Annotated in this window: 19 protein-coding genes; 1 reads left to right on the top strand and 18 read right to left on the bottom strand. The window is 37.9% G+C overall.

Translation table 11 applies throughout. From position 1 onward, the window contains the following. Positions 1-101: 101 nt before the first annotated feature. The 16 genes from PCY16_RS01785 to PCY16_RS01710 all read right to left on the bottom strand — a co-directional run bounded on the left by PCY16_RS01785 (position 102) and on the right by PCY16_RS01710 (position 14,546). A complete protein-coding gene (locus tag PCY16_RS01785; RefSeq protein ID WP_002890673.1) occupies positions 102-977 on the bottom strand; it encodes a DivIVA domain-containing protein in 876 nt (291 codons plus the stop codon). 52 nt (positions 978-1,029) lie between these two features. Further along, complete coding sequence (locus tag PCY16_RS01780; protein WP_195413666.1) at positions 1,030-1,833, bottom strand: YlmH/Sll1252 family protein; 804 nt, start codon at positions 1,831-1,833, stop codon at positions 1,030-1,032. Next, the gene (locus PCY16_RS01775) at positions 1,833-2,090 is read right to left on the bottom strand and encodes a YggT family protein (RefSeq protein WP_195413665.1); all 258 of its coding nucleotides are present in this window, start codon (positions 2,088-2,090) and stop codon (positions 1,833-1,835) included. Before PCY16_RS01775 ends, PCY16_RS01780 begins: the two co-directional genes overlap by 1 nt. A gap of 3 nt (positions 2,091-2,093) precedes the next feature. Further along, positions 2,094-2,693, bottom strand: a complete 600-nt coding sequence (locus PCY16_RS01770; protein ID WP_037600934.1) for a cell division protein SepF — start codon at positions 2,691-2,693, stop codon at positions 2,094-2,096. Positions 2,694-2,697: 4 nt separating this feature from the next. After that, positions 2,698-3,381, bottom strand: a complete 684-nt coding sequence (locus tag PCY16_RS01765; protein WP_195413664.1) for a YggS family pyridoxal phosphate-dependent enzyme — start codon at positions 3,379-3,381, stop codon at positions 2,698-2,700. Positions 3,382-3,383: 2 nt separating this feature from the next. Next, on the bottom strand, positions 3,384-4,706 hold the full coding sequence (gene ftsZ / locus PCY16_RS01760) for a cell division protein FtsZ (RefSeq protein WP_037600927.1): 1,323 nt from the start codon (positions 4,704-4,706) through the stop codon (positions 3,384-3,386). 28 nt (positions 4,707-4,734) lie between these two features. After that, positions 4,735-6,111 (bottom strand): cell division protein FtsA, encoded by a 1,377-nt coding sequence (ftsA, locus tag PCY16_RS01755; RefSeq protein WP_002890666.1) that lies wholly within the window; start codon positions 6,109-6,111, stop codon positions 4,735-4,737. Positions 6,112-6,237: 126 nt separating this feature from the next. After that, positions 6,238-7,380 (bottom strand): FtsQ-type POTRA domain-containing protein, encoded by a 1,143-nt coding sequence (locus PCY16_RS01750; RefSeq protein WP_195413663.1) that lies wholly within the window; start codon positions 7,378-7,380, stop codon positions 6,238-6,240. 9 nt (positions 7,381-7,389) lie between these two features. Continuing rightward, positions 7,390-8,460, bottom strand: coding sequence for a UDP-N-acetylglucosamine--N-acetylmuramyl-(pentapeptide) pyrophosphoryl-undecaprenol N-acetylglucosamine transferase (locus PCY16_RS01745; protein ID WP_195413662.1), 1,071 nt, complete (start codon positions 8,458-8,460; stop codon positions 7,390-7,392). Between the two features lie 3 nt (positions 8,461-8,463). Further along, positions 8,464-9,816: a UDP-N-acetylmuramoyl-L-alanine--D-glutamate ligase gene (gene murD / locus PCY16_RS01740; protein ID WP_195413661.1), complete on the bottom strand. Its 1,353-nt coding sequence runs from the start codon at positions 9,814-9,816 to the stop codon at positions 8,464-8,466. Between the two features lie 127 nt (positions 9,817-9,943). Continuing rightward, positions 9,944-10,213, bottom strand: a complete 270-nt coding sequence (locus tag PCY16_RS01735; RefSeq protein WP_002890660.1) for a DUF3165 family protein — start codon at positions 10,211-10,213, stop codon at positions 9,944-9,946. Positions 10,214-10,232: 19 nt separating this feature from the next. Next, entirely contained in the window at positions 10,233-12,083 is a 1,851-nt protein-coding gene (gene typA, locus PCY16_RS01730) for a translational GTPase TypA (protein ID WP_002884130.1), read from the bottom strand. Between the two features lie 140 nt (positions 12,084-12,223). Next, a complete protein-coding gene (locus tag PCY16_RS01725) occupies positions 12,224-13,192 on the bottom strand; it encodes an ROK family glucokinase (RefSeq protein ID WP_037600464.1) in 969 nt (322 codons plus the stop codon). Then, positions 13,185-13,391 carry a YqgQ family protein gene (locus PCY16_RS01720; protein ID WP_002890657.1) on the bottom strand — a complete coding sequence of 69 codons (207 nt, stop codon included), beginning with the start codon at positions 13,389-13,391 and terminating at the stop codon, positions 13,185-13,187. The genes PCY16_RS01725 and PCY16_RS01720 overlap by 8 nt, the downstream gene beginning before the upstream one ends. Before the next feature lie 107 nt (positions 13,392-13,498). Continuing rightward, entirely contained in the window at positions 13,499-13,936 is a 438-nt protein-coding gene (locus PCY16_RS01715; protein WP_002884117.1) for a Fur family transcriptional regulator, read from the bottom strand. An 88-nt stretch (positions 13,937-14,024) separates the two neighbouring features. After that, complete coding sequence (locus PCY16_RS01710) at positions 14,025-14,546, bottom strand: Dps family protein (RefSeq protein WP_195413660.1); 522 nt, start codon at positions 14,544-14,546, stop codon at positions 14,025-14,027. Positions 14,547-14,655: 109 nt separating this feature from the next. Between PCY16_RS01710 and PCY16_RS01705 the strand changes: the two genes are divergently transcribed. Beyond that, positions 14,656-15,312, top strand: a complete 657-nt coding sequence (locus tag PCY16_RS01705) for an A24 family peptidase (protein WP_195413659.1) — start codon at positions 14,656-14,658, stop codon at positions 15,310-15,312. Between the two features lie 29 nt (positions 15,313-15,341). Here the strand turns inward: PCY16_RS01705 and PCY16_RS01700 are convergent, their stop codons facing one another. After that, entirely contained in the window at positions 15,342-16,733 is a 1,392-nt protein-coding gene (locus PCY16_RS01700; protein ID WP_082757383.1) for a serine hydrolase, read from the bottom strand. Between the two features lie 98 nt (positions 16,734-16,831). Then, positions 16,832-17,437 carry a superoxide dismutase SodA gene (gene sodA, locus PCY16_RS01695; RefSeq protein WP_049545964.1) on the bottom strand — a complete coding sequence of 202 codons (606 nt, stop codon included), beginning with the start codon at positions 17,435-17,437 and terminating at the stop codon, positions 16,832-16,834. Positions 17,438-17,455: the final 18 nt, after the last annotated feature.

Genomic DNA, 17,455 nt, shown 5'->3' with positions numbered 1-17,455 from the left:
TTCAGTTAGAATGCTTGAAAATGATAACTATCCAAATAGGGAATGTAGGACTCACACCATCTCCCACTCGCTGTTAATATACTTGGTAAGTTGTATTTTTCTTATTCGCTAATATTCAATTTAAACGTTTGTGTTTCGTTTAGATTAATTTCACCTGTTGTCTCAGGTTGCAAATCAAAATCTTCATCTACTGGTGCCGAAGTTGGGAAATCTGCCACTTCACTCTCGAAAGTGTCTGGAATACCAAACTCAACTGGAGTTGAAACAACTTCGTTTGTTTCATCAACTTCTGGACTAGAGAAATCTTCAACTTGCTTATTACTTTCAGCAACGCGACGTTGAAGTTCAGCCATTTCATCAGGAGTGAATTGACGAGTTGCATCAAATGAAGCTGCATCATTTGAATCAGGTACATGCTCATCCAAAACTTTTTCAACAACTTCTTTAAAGGCAGCATCTGAATTTTGAAGATAAATAGCTGTTGGTTGCAACAATTCACCCCATTCTGGAGCACTTGCTAAGCTAAGCTGACCTTCAACTGCAGCCAATAGGCGTTGGTGGAAGACACGACTTTGACGTTTAAGTTCTTCTGTTTCGATGGCAACACGTTTGGCTTCATCTGTTGCATCACGAAGAATTTCAGATGCCTTAGATTTAGCTTCTTCAACCAAATGAGTAGCATTGAAGTTAGCCTTATTAATCAAGTTAGCTGATTCGTCAGCCGCTGAAGCTTTAACTTTTTCTGCTGTTTCTTGAGCCAAAATAACTGATTGACTCAATGATTCTTTCATTTCATCAAAATAAGCCAATTTTTCTTCAAGCTCTTTTACACGAGCAGCAAGTTCACGATTGTCACGAACTAAATCTTCATAATCGTCTACAATAATATCAAGAAATTCATCAACTTCTTGCTCATTATATCCACGAAATTTAGTTGTAAACTGTTTATCTTTAATATCAAGTGCTGTAATAGCCATTACAGGCCTCCTTTATTTTTCATTACCATATTTAATGGTTTAAATTAAATAACTACTTTTTTCTCCGTCTTAACAGACTTTCAATAACGATTTTAGCTTTTCCGGACTTTGAAAATCCGTCTTGTTGAGCTAGTCGAAATCGACCATAACCTCTAACCGAAATCATATCACCAATAATAACCGCCTGATCAGCCTTCTCAACTTGTCTATAATTTAATTTTACTTTTCCTGAAGCAATAAGTTTTAAGGCGTTAGAACGAGATAAGTTTAATACCGTCGCCAACACATTATCAAGACGCATACTGGAAAGTAAGACAAAAGTTTTTGAATACTTTTCTTGATTCGAAATCCAATCGTCTTTACTTACTTCTTTTAGAGTAACCGAAACATTACCAATCTTAGTAATAGTCATTATCGCATAACTTGCTAAATGAGAAGTAATGTAAAATTGAACGCGTCCTTCTTCATCAAGAATAATATCTCCAAATACTTGACGATCAAGACCAAGCTGATTAAGTAGCGCACCCAAAACTTTTGGGTGTGTCAATTTATTGAACTGTCTCGCATATGAGATTTCTAATCGTTTAATTTCAAAGTCATCTTCTTCAAGCTCGTAATATTCGGGAGCAAGTATCACTCTTCCATACTCTTCAGATTCAAGAGTTGAACTCACAAAAAATTTTAAATTGTAATAATGAGCCAACTCTTCAACAATCTGAATTTCACGAGGGTTTAAGAAATCAGTTAAGTAAGGACTGTACCTCTCATCAACTAAATGACAAAATCCCCTAACCTTCTCTAGAAAAGGCCGTTCATCTAACGAGTAATGCTGTTCAATTTTTTTAATATCTGACATCAGAATAGAATAAATCTAAGAATTCTAAGTGAAAAGTTTAGTAGAAGTACAATTACGATTATTGAAAAATCAATACCAGCAAAAGCTAAATTCAAGCGACGAAATGGTGCGAGAATCGGTTGAACAATTTGTCTAATGATTCTTCCAAGGCTAGTATCATAAGCTCCTGGAAACCAGGATAACAAAGCATAGACTACAAGAAGAATCTCTATCACGTTAACAACACGTGCCCAAATAACATAAAGTAATACTGACATCACTTAACGTCTCTTCATGTCGAAGTCAAAATTAGCTTCTTGGTTGCCGTGAGCCAAACCAATCTCTTCAATGTCAACTACGACATTAATTGGCGTAAGCAAATACATTGAAGAGCCAACTTTTTGCAAGTTGCCTGTAAGTACCTTGCTAGCACCATCAATAAAGTCAAGACAACGACGAGCTTGCGCTTCCAACATATATTGAAAATCGATTAAAACACATTCATTTTCAATCAATAGTTCTACAATTTCCTGAGCATCTTCATACTTTTTAGGATATTTAATTGCAATTGTTGTTTTAGTTGTATTCATTTGTTGTGGTCCCTGATTTGCTTGTGAACGACTCAGAGGTAAACTACGAAGAACTTGAGTTTCCTGTAAGTCTGAATTAACATGTTGGCGACGAGGAGGGACTGTTGCCTGAGAACGCTCAGGTTGACGTTGCTGACGAGGAGGTGGTGTCTGCACAGGTCTCTGTGCTTTTACTGGACGTGCTTTTACTGGACGTTCTTTAGCCTCTTCTTTAGCAGCATCTTCATAATCTGTTACTTCGTCGGTATCAAAATATGAAACAATTTTATCAATTGCGTCTTTTAATGCCATAAGGTTATTCTCCGTTCTCTTTAAAGAATGCACTGCCTATTCTGACAAAGGTTGATCCATTCTGAATAGCCATGTCATAGTCTCGACTCATCCCCATGCTTAACTGATCACAAGGAACATTCTTTAGTTTTTTCTCTTGAATTGATTGTCTAAGCTCATTTGTCTCAGAAAAAATCTTATCAAGTTCTTGAGCATCTGCATCAATTGGAGCCATAGTCATTAGTCCAACGATACAAATGTTATCAAGATTTTCAATTTGTTTTAGAACAGTATCAAGTTCTTCAGCTGAAAAACCATGTTTTGATTCCTCCCCTGAAACGTTAACTTGTAGGAAGCAATTAATAGTATGGTCGGCACGCTTTTGAATTTCCTCTGCTAATTTAACAGAATCCAAAGCATGAAAATAATCAACTAAATTAATAACATCCTTTACTTTACGACGTTGCAAAGTACCAATAAGGTGCCAAGTCAAATCATAATTTTTTAAAGCTTGATACTTATCTAAGAATTTATCAACGCGATTTTCAGCAATGTGCTTAATTCCCGTTTGAACCAATTCTTCAGCGACATCACTTGAAACATATTTGGTTACGGCAATAATATTGACTTCATCACTAGAGCGATTAGCCTTTTCACATGCTTCTTTTACCGCTTGATAAACATTATTTTTATTCTCTTCTATAGTCATTATTAACGATTTTTAAAGAATGGTGGTGTCTCCAATTCATCATCATCTTCAACATCACTTGAGAATGTAGACATAGTCAATTGACTATCTAGTTGACCAGTTTCAGGACGAGAAATATTATCACGTCTCAAATCCCAATTACCAAAAGCTGACTGCTCTTGTTGAGGAGCTGCCGCTGCAGGACGAACTCCTGGTTGTGGCATTGAAGGTGTTTCATTATAGTCAAAATTTGGTTGACGTTCAAATGAAGGTTGAGAGACTGGACGTTGTTCTTCTTGAACAACTTGTTGAGTAGGAGCTGATGGTTGTGAAGGAGCTGTAGTCACTTTACGTGGTTGAGCTTTGATACCAGATACTTTTTCAGCACGATCTTTGCGAACACCAGTTGCAACAACTGTTACACGGATTTCATCTTTCAATGTATCATCGATTGATGTACCAAGCCAAATGTTAACACCGTTACCAGCTGCTTGACCAACAATTTCAGAAGCTTCTTCTGCTTCTGTAAGCGTCATATCAAGACCACCAGTTACGTTAACGATGACATCTTCTGCACCATCAATAGTAGTTTCAAGAAGTGGTGAATAGATTGCTTTGCGTGCAGCTTCAACAATACGTTCTTCACCAGACCCAATACCGATACCCATAAGTGCATTACCTTTATTGGCCATAACTGTTTTCACATCGGCAAAGTCGAGGTTAATCAAACCTGGGTTAGTGATAAGGTCTGTAATACCTTGGACCCCTTGACGAAGAACATTATCTGCTTCACTAAGAGCTTCAAGAAGAGGTGTTTTCTTATCAACGATTTCAAGAAGGTTATTATTAGAGATAATAAGAAGGGTATCAACTTGCTCACGCAACTCTTGAATCCCTTCGACAGCAAAGGCACCACGTTTGTTACCTTCAAATCCAAATGGACGTGTCACAACTGCAACTGTCAATGCACCCAAACTTTTCGCAATACGTGCAATAACTGGTGCTGCCCCTGTACCAGAGCCACCACCCATACCAGCAGTGATAAAGACCATATCAGCTCCTGTAAGTGCTTCTGTAAGTGTTTCTTCACTTTCTTCAGCTGCCTTACGACCAACTTCAGGTTGACCTCCGGCACCAAGGCCACGAGTCAATTTAGGACCCAATTGGATTACTGTTTCTGCTTTAGAAGAACTGAGTGCTTGAATATCAGTATTAGCTGCAATAAATTCAACACCAGCAAGACCTTCTTCAATCATTCGGTTGATGGCGTTTCCGCCACCTCCACCGACACCGATAACTTTAATTACCGCACCTTGAACTGATGCGCTATCAAATGAAAAACTCATTTTATTTCCTCGCTTTTACTAGATTCAATTAATCAAACATACTGCCGAAAATTCCACGAACACGATCACCAAGTTTTTGTTTTTGTTCATGATTTTCTTCTTCAACTGGCAGAGGTACCTCAATAGTGTTCTCAACAGGAATAGGATTTGGTTGAGGAGCCACTCGAGGTGCTGGAGCAGGAGTTCTATCAAAACTCAAGGAAGGAGTCTCATTGTCGATTGGTTTACGACGAAGATACTCTTCACCAGACACAGCCTGTTGCGCGATGATGTCAACTTCTGTAAGAAGACCAACATACTCAACAAGACTAATCACATTTGCAAACATTGGATTACGGATACCAACTTGGTTTGGCACGTAAAGTTTAACATTTGTTTCAAAAATCTCTTGAGCAACTTCAACCACACCTGGCATGATAGCTGTTCCACCTACAAGGACAATGCCACCAGGCAAATCAAGTAGACGTCCTCGAGTCAAGTCTTGTTTAACTCTATCAAGGATATGCTTCACACGAGCTGAGATAATCTCAGCAAGGTATTTTTCTGTAATTTCAACAGGTGAATTCTCACCTACAACCTCTACTTGGACAGTTTCTGTTTCGCTTGCTTCTTCAATATCTGCATTACCAAAATTGAATTTAAGCGCTTCAGCAATCTGCATTGAAGTCTTCAAAACTTTTGAAATATCCTTAGTGATGTACTCGCCACCTTCAGAATAAATATTGGTAAATTGAAGTTCTTGAGCACGCATGCTTGCAACAGTTGTTTGACCGCCACCCATATCAATAACAGTAGCACCAAACTCACGTTCACCTTCATTTAGAACAGCACGTGTCATTGCAAGAGGAGAGATGATAATATTCTCTACTTGAATACCAGCACGTTCAACTGTCTTACGAAGGTTGTGAAGAATTGTTGTTGGTCCTGTATAAATGAGACCTCTCATTTCAAGACGAATCCCCATCATTCCACGAGGATCACGAATTCCTTGGAAGCCATCAACAATAAACTCTTCAGGAACTAGTGAGATAACCTCACGCTCAGGTGTAATGCTCTTTGTCAAGGCTGAGCGAACAACACTTTCAACATCTTCATCTTTGATTTCTTTTGATTCACTTGTTACAGGAATCATACCTTGTGTAGGCTCAATTTGAAGAAGATTAGCTGGAAGCCCAACGTTCACTTGCTCAATAACAATCCCAGCTTTTTCCTCTGCTTGTTCAATAGCTGTTTTGATTGTTTTCGCTGCAGCGTCAATGTCAACAATGATGCCATCTTTCACACCAGAACTCTTAACATTACTTACCCCGATGACATTCATTGATCCATCAATAAACTCAGCAACAAGAACCTTAATCGAGCTAGTTCCTATATCTAATCCTGTAAAAAAGCCATCTCTAGCCATTCACTCGACCTCTCAATCTTTCCATTCAATATCTTTGTAAACTGTATAAAAACAGAATTATTCGGATACTATTGTACCATAAAAAAACGTAAAATGTCAGCATTTTACGTTTTTTATTATTCAATATTAACCTTGAGCAGGGGAAGGACGAAGAGTTGTTTCTTGACCAACAGTTGGATTTTCTTGTCCTTGAATACCCGGATTTTCAGAATTAGACTCTTCCTCAGAATGCTGTTCAGTTGATGTTGTAGTATCTTGATCTTCTTCAGAAGTTGTATTTTCATCCTTTTTATCAGTCTTATCTTTGTCTTTCTTTTTATCCCCATCAGTTTTTGATGATTCAACCTCAGGAGTCGTTGTATAAAGTCCAACTTCCATATCAACAATACTTCCATCTGAAAGTTGGCTCTTAATTTTCTCGTAGTAAGGGAGCTTAACCGTTAATTGAGAAAGAGGAACACGAATGGAATTGCCATCATACAGCTCAATCGTTAGTAAATCTGAAGTTGCTTTAGTTGGCGTAAGATTAATAATTTGAATATTATTCTTGATTTTTGAATCAAGTTTATTTAATTCTTTTACTAAATCTTCGATTTTCTTCTCGTCATCCATCTTTAAAGTGATGAATTTATCAGGTAGATTGCTAGTTGAAACCGTTCCTCCTGTCTTACCACTTTCAAGAATAGAAACATAACCATTTGTAGTTTGACGATAAGCAACAATTGGGTATTCTTTTACTGCAATATTAAATTGATTTGGAAAACTATAAGTTACTGTAGCCTTTTTAACCCAAACATTGGTTTTTTCAACAGTTGATGCAATCTTTCCTTGGTTGAAAAAGACATGAGTGATATAGTCTGTATCAAGAATTCCACTTGCAACTTTCACATCTTCTGGTAGAGCATTTTTTGTTCCTGATACAGTGAGAACCTTTTGTTTCGACCAAGGTGAAATAAAGAAAAGTGAAAATACGATTAGGAGTGCAGCGATAAAAATAACTAGTCCCGCAAGATTTTGTTGTGCAATTGGAATATTACTACTCGCATTCCCTTTTTTTCGTTTCTTCTTTTTGGTCCTTTTTTTCTTTTTAACCTTCTTTTTCACTGATGGTTGGCTCTCATTTGAAGTCGCTCCTTCTGGATGAACGACCTTTCCATTCGTAAATTCTTCAGAATCTTCGGTTTCTTTTTTTCTCAAAAATTCGAGGTTTCTCTTCTGCCACTCTGTGAGAACTTGTTTTTCTTGTGATTCTTGATCCTTTTTTGCCATGAAATTCCTTTATTTTTTTGAAATACTAGTCACTAATAGGTTATAAAAATCATCAGGAGAAGTAATTTCCTCAGATTTAGCCATAGCTTCTTTGTAAGTCTCTGCATGTTCAACAAGTTGTTCAAGCTCATGATTTAAGGTTTCCCAACTTAACTCTGCTTCCTGTAATTGACGTGCGTAACCTTTTCGTTCAAAATAGGCAGCATTTTCAAGTTGGTCTCCTCGGCTAGCTTCTTTCCCTAAAGGAATAATTAAATGAAGTTTTTTCATAGCTAACAATTCAAAAATCGTATTTGAACCACCACGAGTGACAACTAAATCTGCCGTATCCATAAGAGGTTGATACAAATCTGTCACATAATCAACTCTATAAAGATGACGTTCTAAGGTATTCAATGAAGAGTCCCCAGAAATATTAATGACATTATATTTTTCAGTCAGTTGTGGAGTATTACTAATAAAATCATTAAATACCTTTGCACCAGCCGATCCACCTATGAAAAGGACAGTTTTTAACTTGTCATCAAAATGTACTTTAATCTTATCCAGAGCATCAGACTGATTGGACGTTGCCATCCCTACCTTTGTAATAGCACCTATATGTTTTGTCTTCGCCAATCCTTTAGATTGTTCAAAAGTCGTAAACATAGTAGTTGCAAATTTATAGGCGATCTTATTGGCCAAGCCCATAGAAAGATCAGACTCATGCACATATACAGGAACACCTAATAACTTAGAAGCAATTACCGGTGGCACTGAGACAAATCCACCTTTTGAAAAGAGTGCTTGAGGACGAATCTTGGCAATAATTGCAATTGACTGTAGAATCCCCCAACCAACTTTAAAGACATCCAACATATTTTGCCATGAGAAATAACGACGTAGTTTACCTGTAGCAATACTATGGAACGTCACATCCAAGCCAGATTTATCAATTTGTTCGTGTTCAATTCCGTGCTTATCACCAATATAGTGCACTTCCCATCCATCTTTTAGAAATTTTGGAATTAAGATAAGATTTAAAGTCACATGTCCAACAGTTCCACCACCGGTAAAAACAATTTTTTTCGCATTTGCCATAGCCTATCCCTTCAATTGTTCAACAGTTGTGATAAATTCGTCACCACGCACTTCGAAACTCTTGTACATATCCCAGCTTGCATTTGCAGGGCTCAACAAGACAACATCTCCTGCACTGGCTTGATCAAAAGCAATACGTGTCGCATCTGCCACATCTTTGGCATCAAGATAAGTTACTCCTGCTTTATCAGCAGCACGCTTGACACGAGGAGCTGATTCCCCTAAAATCACCATTTTCTTAAGATTGGTAATGTCAGGAATGAGTTCATCAAATTCATTACCACGGTCCAAACCACCAGCAATCAAAATGACTTTACTATTATCAAAACCAGAAAGTGCTTTTTGTGTCGCTAAAATATTAGTTGACTTACTATCATTATAGAATTTCACTTCATCGATAGTATCAACGAATTGGAGACGGTGCTTAACACCACCAAAACTTGCGAGGGTTTCCTTTATAGCTTGGTTTGAAATACCTGACAATTTTGCTACAGCTATAGTTGCCAAGGCATTTTCAACATTGTGACTACCAGGAACGCCAATTTCATCAGCTTGCATCACTAATTCACCTTTGAAGTAAAGAGCACCATTTTCAAGATAGGCACCATCTACTTTTTCCACTGTTGAGAATGGAACTACTTGTGCCTTAGTTTGTGTAGCTAATTCCTTAGCTAAATCTTGATTGAAGTTCAAAACAACAAAATCATCCGTAGTCATTTGATTTTGAATATTCCACTTGGCAGCCACATATGCTTCAAAACTACCATGATAGTCAATATGTGTCGGCATCAAGTTAGTAATCACAGCAATATGTGGATGGAAGCTGTCAATCCCCATCAATTGGAAAGAAGACAATTCCATAACTAAGGTATCTTGATTAGTTACTGACTGTGCAACTTCTGACGCAGGGAAACCAATATTCCCAGACAAGACACCTGATTTACCACCATGATTTAGGACATCAGCAATCATAGTTGTCGTTGTTGTCTTACCATTTGACCCTGTAATACCGATAATAGGTGCTTCAGATACTAGATAGGCCAATTCCACTTCAGTCCAAACAGGAATACCTTTTTCTAGTGCACGAGCTACCATTGGATTGTCATAACGAATTCCAGGATTTTTCACCATTAATTCAAAATTTTCATCCAAAAGTTCAAGAGGATGTCCGCCGCAAACAACCTTAATGCCTTCTTCAAGAAGGGCTTGAGCCGATGGATTTTCCTCAAATGGTTTCCCATCATTTACTGTGACAATAGCACCCAACTTAGCCAATAGGCGGGCAGCTGCTTCGCCAGATTTAGCCAAGCCAAGGACCAAAACTTTTTTATTTTCAAATTGTGTTACTGATTTCATAATTCGTCCATTCTCTCAAATTGTATCATAATCATTTTACCCTTTATCCCAAGCTATTTCAAGGAGTTACCTCTTCTTGGTAAAAGAAAAAGCCAATCTATCAGACTGACTTTTAATCTCATGCTACTTATTTATCCTCATGCTCAGCTTTTTCATGATTAAGCTCCGACATGGCGAAAAAATCTTTCAAGGTGAAATAGCTCAATACAAGCATTCCAACTGTAACAAAGAACTCACCAGGTAAGCTGAAGAATTTAATGATTGATAGCACTGCCAAAAGTAGGAGCAATGCTAAGGTAGCCATGACAAAGAGAAGATTCATGGTGTTTTTTACCGACTTTGGTGCAATAAAGAAATAGAATGATGCAATCAATACAGCAACAATCAGATAAAACATCTTTTCTCCTCTCTATATATTATTCAGCTTCTGCTGCTTTTTTCTTACGTTTATTGGCTTTATCACGCTCTGCTTTATTCAAAATTTGTTTACGCAAGCGGATAGATTCAGGCGTTACTTCCATGTATTCATCATCATCCAAGAATTCAAGTGATTCTTCAAGAGTCAAGATACGTGGAGTCTTGATAACAGCCGTTTGGTCCTTAGTTGCTGAACGCACGTTTGTCATTTGTTTTGCTGTAGTGATATTGACACCAAGGTCATTTTCACGAGCATTTTCACCAACAATCATACCTTCATAAACTTCAGTACCTGGGTTAACAAAGATTGTACCACGTTCTTCAATACGCATAATTGAGTAAGTTGTCGCTTTACCTGTATCGATAGAAACGAGGGCACCACGGTGACGTCCACCAATTTCACCAGCAACAACTGGCAAGTATTGGTCGAAGGTATGGTTCATGATACCGTAACCACGTGTCATAGACAAGAATTCCGTAGAGAATCCGATAAGTCCACGAGCTGGTACAAGGAAGATAAGGCGAGTTTGACCGTTACCAACCATTTGCATATCAAGCATGTCACCTTTACGTTCTGAAAGGGCTTGGATGATAGAACCTTGGTACTCTTCTGGAGTATCAATTTGAACACGTTCAAATGGCTCACATTTCACGCCATCAATTTCTTTGATGATAACTTCTGGACGAGACACTTGAAGTTCGTATCCTTCGCGACGCATTGTTTCAATAAGGATAGACAAGTGCAATTCACCACGACCTGATACAGTCCATTTATCTGGAGAATCAGTTGGATCAACACGAAGAGAAACGTCTGTTTGCAACTCTGCCAAAAGACGCTCTTCAACCTTACGTGATGTCACGTGTTTACCTTCACGGCCGGCAAATGGTGAGTTATTCGCCAAGAAAGTCATTTGAAGTGTTGGTTCGTCAATACGAAGAACTGGCAATGGTTCAACAGCATCAGTTGGTGTAATTGTTTCACCAACGAAGATGTCTTCCATACCTGAGATGGCAATCAAATCACCGGCTTTTGCTTCTTCAATTTCACGACGTTCTAAACCAAAGAAACCGAAAAGTTTAGTAACACGGAAGTTCTTTGTTGTTCCGTCAAGTTTTGAAAGGGTAACTTGGTCACCAACTTTTACAGTTCCACGGAAGATACGTCCAATACCGATACGACCAACGAAATCATTGTAGTCAAGAAGCGACACTTGGAATTGAAGAGGCTCATCTGAGTTATCTACAGGAGCTGGGATGTGATCAATAATAGTGTCAAAGATTGGAGCCATAGTGTGCTCTTGATCAGCAGGGTTATCTGACAATGATGATGTACCGTTAATCGCTGACGCATACACAACTGGGAATTCCAACTGATCATCATCGGCACCAAGCTCGATGAAGAGTTCAAGAACTTCATCAACAACTTCTTCAGGACGTGCTGATGGTTTATCAATCTTGTTAACAACAACGATAGGTGTCAAGTTTTGCTCAAGCGCTTTTTTTAGCACAAAACGTGTTTGAGGCATTGTACCTTCGTAGGCATCGACAACAAGGACAACCCCATCAACCATTTTCATGATACGTTCAACTTCTCCACCGAAGTCCGCGTGACCTGGTGTATCCATGATGTTGATACGTGTACCGTTATAAGCAACGGCTGTATTTTTGGCAAGAATTGTAATTCCACGTTCTTTTTCAAGATCGTTTGAGTCCATTGCACGCTCATCAAGCTCTTTACGCTCATCAAGAGTGTGTGATTGTTTCAACAATTCATCAACAAGTGTTGTTTTACCGTGGTCAACGTGGGCAATGATGGCTACGTTACGGATATCTTCTCTAAGTTTAGTCATTTTTTCCTCTTTAATTTTTATTTCAACTTTTAAAGTATACCACATTTTCAACAAAATGGCAGAGCTCAGCTGATTGTAAACGTTTTTCAACAAGAAAAAGGTGCTGTCCACCTATAATTGGTCAGACACACCTTCTGTCATTAGTTATCAATTGTAAGTGCAAGGCTAGCAGCTCCAATAATACCAGCATCATTTCCAAGCTCTGCTAATTTCACTTTTGTTGTACGGCGAACTTGTGGGAATGCATAACGTGTAAAGTATCCTTCAACACGGCTACGCAAGAATTCACCAGCTGCTGAAACACCACCACCGATTACAACTGAATCTGGGTTAAGAATGTTTGAAATGTTTGCTGTTGCAAGTCCGAGGTATTGAGAGACTTTATCAACAATGCTATTAGCAAACTTATCACCTTCAGCAGCAGCTACGAAGATATCTTTACTTGTCACTTGCTCACCATTATCTACAGCAGCTTTAATAGAAGAGTTCCCTTCGTATCCTTCTGCCAAATGACGTGCTAAACGTACAACACCTGTTGCTGAAGCTACAGTTTCCAAACACCCCTTGTTTCCGCATGTACATTCAAATCCTGTTTCAGGTTCAACAATAATGTGACCAATTTCACCACCAGCACCGGCAACACCATGAATTAAATTACCATCAGCGATAACACCGCCACCAACACCTGTACCCAATGTTACAAAGACAACATCTGGATTGTTAGCACCAGCACCAACCCAACGTTCCCCCAGTGCAGCTACGTTTGCATCATTATCAATAGCGAATGGAATACCAAGTTCTTTTTCAATGACAGAGCCAACTTCTTGAGTTTCTGCCCAGTTCAAGTTAAAAGCACCCGTTACTGTTTTATTTTCACGGTCAACTGCACCTGGAGATCCCATACCAATTCCAATGAAGTCTTCAGCAGTAAGTCCATACATTTCCAAACGGTGTTTCAAAGATTCTACAATGTTAGGAACGATGTGGCGACCATTTTCAAGCGTATTTGTCTCAATAGCCCATTTTTCTTGCACTTCACCTTCCGAAGTCAAAATACCAAACTTAACAGTTGTTCCACCAAGGTCAATTCCTAAGAGTTTTTTAGCCATTTTCTTTCTCCATTTCAATGCGATGTTCACGTCGTAAAATCATTTCAGCAGTAAGATAGTTGTCCTTGTCCACTAAACCATTCTGGTAGAGGGCTTCTAATTCAATCTTCATCATTTCGATATCATAGAGCCTTTTCCCTAGGTAAACCACTATGCCAAACTGTTTCAACAACTGTTGAACGTCATATAAAGTTTTCATAGCAATATTTTAGCAAAAAGCTTCTGCCATGACAAGATAGTTTTGAAAACCTTTACAGATTATTGTATACTTCAAGACTTAAAAAACCTAAGTCATTAAGACTCAGGTTATTGACAGTTTGGGCAAATCCCATGTAATATCATCTGTTCACGAGTAATGCGAAAGCCAGTTTGTGATTCTACCTCTTCCTTGAAAGACGGAATTGGTAGGTCTAAGTCGGTAATGTGACCGCATTTTTCACAAACAATATTTAAGTGATCATGTCCCATAAAATCATAATAGGTTGTATTATCATTATTAACCTTAATTTCAGAGACAATCCCTTCTTCAACCAACACCTTCAGGTTGTTATAGACCGTCGCCAAGCTCATCCCAGGATTGTCAGGGAGAAGGTCATAATATATCACATCTGCACTAGGGTGTTGATCAGACATCATCAAATAACGAATAACAGCTTTACGAGATTCCGTCAACCGAATTCCCTTAGCTTTTAACTGATTTAGGACATCTTCATAAACGCCTAGACTACGTCGATGCTCAGACATATCGCCGCCTCCCTTCTTCTAAAAGTATTTTAAGTTCATTATACACTTTTAGAGGAACTCTTGACAATCATCTTAACTCAAAATTTGATTATTTCAAGCCTGGTGCTTGTCCAAGTTCAGCAGTCAACATCCAGATTGTCTTATCAATTTCAGATTTAGCTGCAGTGAAGATATCATTTGAAGGAGCATCTCCTTCTGTATCTGTGATATCCAAACCAACTTGGAACAATACTGACAAATATTTGTATGTATCAACCAATAATTGAATTTGATCAGACATCGGTTTATCAAATGTGCCAGTAGTTTCAGTCAAGCCTGAATTAGATGAAAATTCTACCAAAGTTGAGTATGGTTCCCCACCGATAGTAATCAAACGTTCACTAATAACATCAAGATGAGCATTCAAACTATCCATCAATTCATCCATTTTTGGATGAAGATAGAGGAAACCAGGACCACGCATATACCAATGAACTTGGTGAACAATTGAAGCTGCTACAGACAAATCAGCAACTGCTTGATTCAAAACTGCTTTAGTTTTTGTATTTGCTGGAGTTTCAGCTTGTTGGTTAACTGTTTCATTGATTGTTTCTTTAATTGAATCTACCATATTAATTCTCCTTATTTAGAATTACTATTATTTACACTTTCATTTTAGAATATTTCTAAATAATATGCAAGTGAAATGCTTTTTCTCATTCTTTTTCGAATAATTAGGTATGTTAAGCATTATTTATTTTTTTCTAGGAGCCTCTTTAGGCTCATTTATCGGACTAGTTTGTGATCGTTTTCCTGAGAACTCGATTATTTTTCCTAGTAGTCACTGTAGCCATTGCAAGCATCAGTTGCGTTTTTCCGAGATGATTCCTATCCTCTCACAACTTTTCTTAAGATCTCGATGCCGTTCATGTCAGTCTCCTATCCCTTTTCGTTACCTCTTTATGGAACTATTTTGTGGGGTAATATGTCTTCTATATTTCTATGACTTTTTAAGTCTTGAAGTAACCTACTTTCTTTACTTCAGCCTTTGTTTATCTATTTTTGATTTGAAACAGAAATCCTATCCACTTCTGATCTGGATAGTTGGAACAGTCCCACTCCTATTCATGGGCAACTATTACCTCACATTTGTCATAGGGATAATCCTCGCTTTCCTTTCTTTTATAAAACATCTAAATATTGGGGAAGGTGATTTTCTCTACTTAGCAAGTGCCTCACTTATTTTCCCATTTTCAAAAATACTTCTAACTATCGAGCTTGCGTGCCTATTAGGACTAGCGTACTTCCTTATACGAAGAAATCTTAAGGAATGTATCGCATTTGTCCCATTTCTTTTTCTAGGGATTGTACTTCTTACCTTTTATTCAATTGTATAGAAAAAAGCCGATAAACTCGGCTTTCTTTATTAGTTCATATTAACACGGTGCCACTCATTAATAACATAAGAGAGCATTCCTAATTGTTGGAGACCCCAACCGCTGATTTCATCTGAATTTTCAGTTGATCCACCAAGATAACGTGTATAGATTGCAACCATATAAGGTGTATCTTCCATAACGATAGCATCAACGTTAAGTGCTTCACGGACATAACCTGGTTTTTGATAAATTGTCAGATTAGGAAGATATGTCTTGTAGTACTCATTAGGGAATGACTCACCAATGTAGTGGAGAATATCCTTGTAATTATCTTGGTGTTTCCAAAGGTAATCCAAAACTTGGATGTAATAATCCGTCGTTGTCTTATTACCATGCATTTGGATAGTTTTCACTTCACCTTTTGATTTACCATATTTATCAAGCATACCATAGAATTTTTCCATACCACCAAGGCGTTCCGCCAAAGCATAGGCTGGAGTATTCTCAGAGTAAACAAGAGAATACTCTTGCATTTCTGGAATAGTCATTGAACCGCCGAAAGCAGCAACATAATTATCATGTTCGCCTTGATACTCATACTCAGTATTAGTAATATCAAAACGTTCAGTTAAAGAAAGTTTACCTTTATTAACTTCATCCATGACAAGCATGTTTAGTGGCAATTTATAAGTTGATCCTGCAGTCATTGGCTGAGTATCATTCATAGAGAATTGCTCATTTGTCTTGGTATTTTTATATGAAAAGGCAATTTGGCTAGACTCGATACCTTGGTCAGCCATAAAAGCTTCAACCACTTGGTTCAATGTCATGTTAGCATAATCATAATACAATCCATTACCATACATGGTATCTGCATCTGCTTCCATGACTGCTTGTTTAGCTTCGGCTGATTTATTAGTTGGAGTTACCTTTTCCTCTTTTTCTTTGTCTTCTTTTTTAGTGACTTTAGAACTAGAGCCGAAGATATTTCCAAGGCTACCGGTGTGACCAGCTTGTTTACCACGTCCTGCTAAAGCAAGCATGGCAACAAACAAAAGTATTACCAGAACACCTAGGAAGGCTAAGATAAGATATGCTTTTTTATCATCACGAGATGATTTTGATTTAGATTTCTTAGAGCGTCTACTTCTAAGTGCCAAGGTTTCAGTTTTTGTTTCTTTTTCCTTGTGCTCAACTGGTACTACTGTTTCTTCAGCTACTTTTTTGTCTGCTGATTTTTTAGAAACCTTTTTTGTATCTTTTTTCGCTTCTTTTTTGTTGGCCTTTTTAGCGCCTTTTTTGACATCTTTTTTAGTATCTTTAGTGTCTTTCTTGACGTCTTGTTGAAGGTCTTGTTTTACCGAATCTTTCTTTTTATCTTTAGTTTTTCGGCGACTTCCACTGTACTTCTTGCTTGAATGTTTTTTCTTTTTTTTCATAACAATAATAGTTTAAGCTATAATTCACTAAAAAGCAAGGAGATTTTACAATCATATTACAAAAAAATTATCCTCTTTTATTGAGGATAATTTTAAACTTATTTAGCTGCTGCATAAAGCTCAGCAACTTTATTCCAGTTAATGATTTCAAAGAAAGCTTTGATGTAGTTTGGACGTACGTTACGGTAGTTTAGGTAGTAAGCATGCTCCCAAACATCAAGCGCCAAGATTGGTTTCTTACCGTCTGAGATAGGAGTGTCTTGGTTAGCAGTTGAAACAACTTCAAGTTTACCTTCATCGTTAACAACAAGCCATGCCCAACCTGAACCAAAACGAGTTGTTGCTGCTGCTGTGAAAGCTTCTTGGAAGGCTTCAAATGAGCCGAAAGCTTCGTTAATAGCAGCTGCTACTTCTGCAGTTGGTTCTTGTTTTTCAGGAGACAAGAGTTCCCAGAAAAGTGCGTGGTTAAGGTGTCCACCACCATTGTTAATAAGTGCTTGACGGATATCTGCTGGAATTTGTTCCACGTCAGCCAAAAGTGCTTCAAGGTCTTCACCAATTTCTGGGTGTTTTTCAAGAGCAGCATTAGCATTTGCTACATAAGTTGCATGGTGTTTATCGTGGTGAAGAGTCATTGTTTCAGCATCAATGTATGGTTCCAAAGCATCATATGCGTAAGGAAGGTCTGGAAGAATAATTGCCATAGTAAAGGTCCTCTTTTC

It is taken from the genome of Streptococcus sp. SS4, assembly GCF_030440125.1.
Lineage (GTDB): Bacteria > Bacillota > Bacilli > Lactobacillales > Streptococcaceae > Streptococcus.
This window is presented reverse-complemented; position numbering and strand designations above follow the sequence as displayed.

Excerpts from the sequence above, each read along its gene's own strand:
- PCY16_RS01785 (WP_002890673.1), bottom strand. The coding sequence starts at position 977 with ATGGCTATTACAGCACTTGATATTAAAGATAAACAGTTTACAACTAAA.
- PCY16_RS01780 (WP_195413666.1), bottom strand. The coding sequence starts at position 1,833 with ATGTCAGATATTAAAAAAATTGAACAGCATTACTCGTTAGATGAACGG.
- PCY16_RS01775 (WP_195413665.1), bottom strand. The coding sequence starts at position 2,090 with ATGTCAGTATTACTTTATGTTATTTGGGCACGTGTTGTTAACGTGATA.
- PCY16_RS01770 (WP_037600934.1), bottom strand. The coding sequence starts at position 2,693 with ATGGCATTAAAAGACGCAATTGATAAAATTGTTTCATATTTTGATACC.
- PCY16_RS01765 (WP_195413664.1), bottom strand. The coding sequence starts at position 3,381 with ATGACTATAGAAGAGAATAAAAATAATGTTTATCAAGCGGTAAAAGAA.
- ftsZ (WP_037600927.1), bottom strand. The coding sequence starts at position 4,706 with ATGAGTTTTTCATTTGATAGCGCATCAGTTCAAGGTGCGGTAATTAAA.
- ftsA (WP_002890666.1), bottom strand. The coding sequence starts at position 6,111 with ATGGCTAGAGATGGCTTTTTTACAGGATTAGATATAGGAACTAGCTCG.
- PCY16_RS01750 (WP_195413663.1), bottom strand. The coding sequence starts at position 7,380 with ATGGCAAAAAAGGATCAAGAATCACAAGAAAAACAAGTTCTCACAGAG.
- PCY16_RS01745 (WP_195413662.1), bottom strand. The coding sequence starts at position 8,460 with ATGGCAAATGCGAAAAAAATTGTTTTTACCGGTGGTGGAACTGTTGGA.
- murD (WP_195413661.1), bottom strand. The coding sequence starts at position 9,816 with ATGAAATCAGTAACACAATTTGAAAATAAAAAAGTTTTGGTCCTTGGC.
- PCY16_RS01735 (WP_002890660.1), bottom strand. The coding sequence starts at position 10,213 with ATGTTTTATCTGATTGTTGCTGTATTGATTGCATCATTCTATTTCTTT.
- typA (WP_002884130.1), bottom strand. The coding sequence starts at position 12,083 with ATGACTAAACTTAGAGAAGATATCCGTAACGTAGCCATCATTGCCCAC.
- PCY16_RS01725 (WP_037600464.1), bottom strand. The coding sequence starts at position 13,192 with ATGGCTAAAAAACTCTTAGGAATTGACCTTGGTGGAACAACTGTTAAG.
- PCY16_RS01720 (WP_002890657.1), bottom strand. The coding sequence starts at position 13,391 with ATGAAAACTTTATATGACGTTCAACAGTTGTTGAAACAGTTTGGCATA.
- PCY16_RS01715 (WP_002884117.1), bottom strand. The coding sequence starts at position 13,936 with ATGTCTGAGCATCGACGTAGTCTAGGCGTTTATGAAGATGTCCTAAAT.
- PCY16_RS01710 (WP_195413660.1), bottom strand. The coding sequence starts at position 14,546 with ATGGTAGATTCAATTAAAGAAACAATCAATGAAACAGTTAACCAACAA.
- PCY16_RS01705 (WP_195413659.1), top strand. The coding sequence starts at position 14,656 with ATGTTAAGCATTATTTATTTTTTTCTAGGAGCCTCTTTAGGCTCATTT.
- PCY16_RS01700 (WP_082757383.1), bottom strand. The coding sequence starts at position 16,733 with ATGAAAAAAAAGAAAAAACATTCAAGCAAGAAGTACAGTGGAAGTCGC.
- sodA (WP_049545964.1), bottom strand. The coding sequence starts at position 17,437 with ATGGCAATTATTCTTCCAGACCTTCCTTACGCATATGATGCTTTGGAA.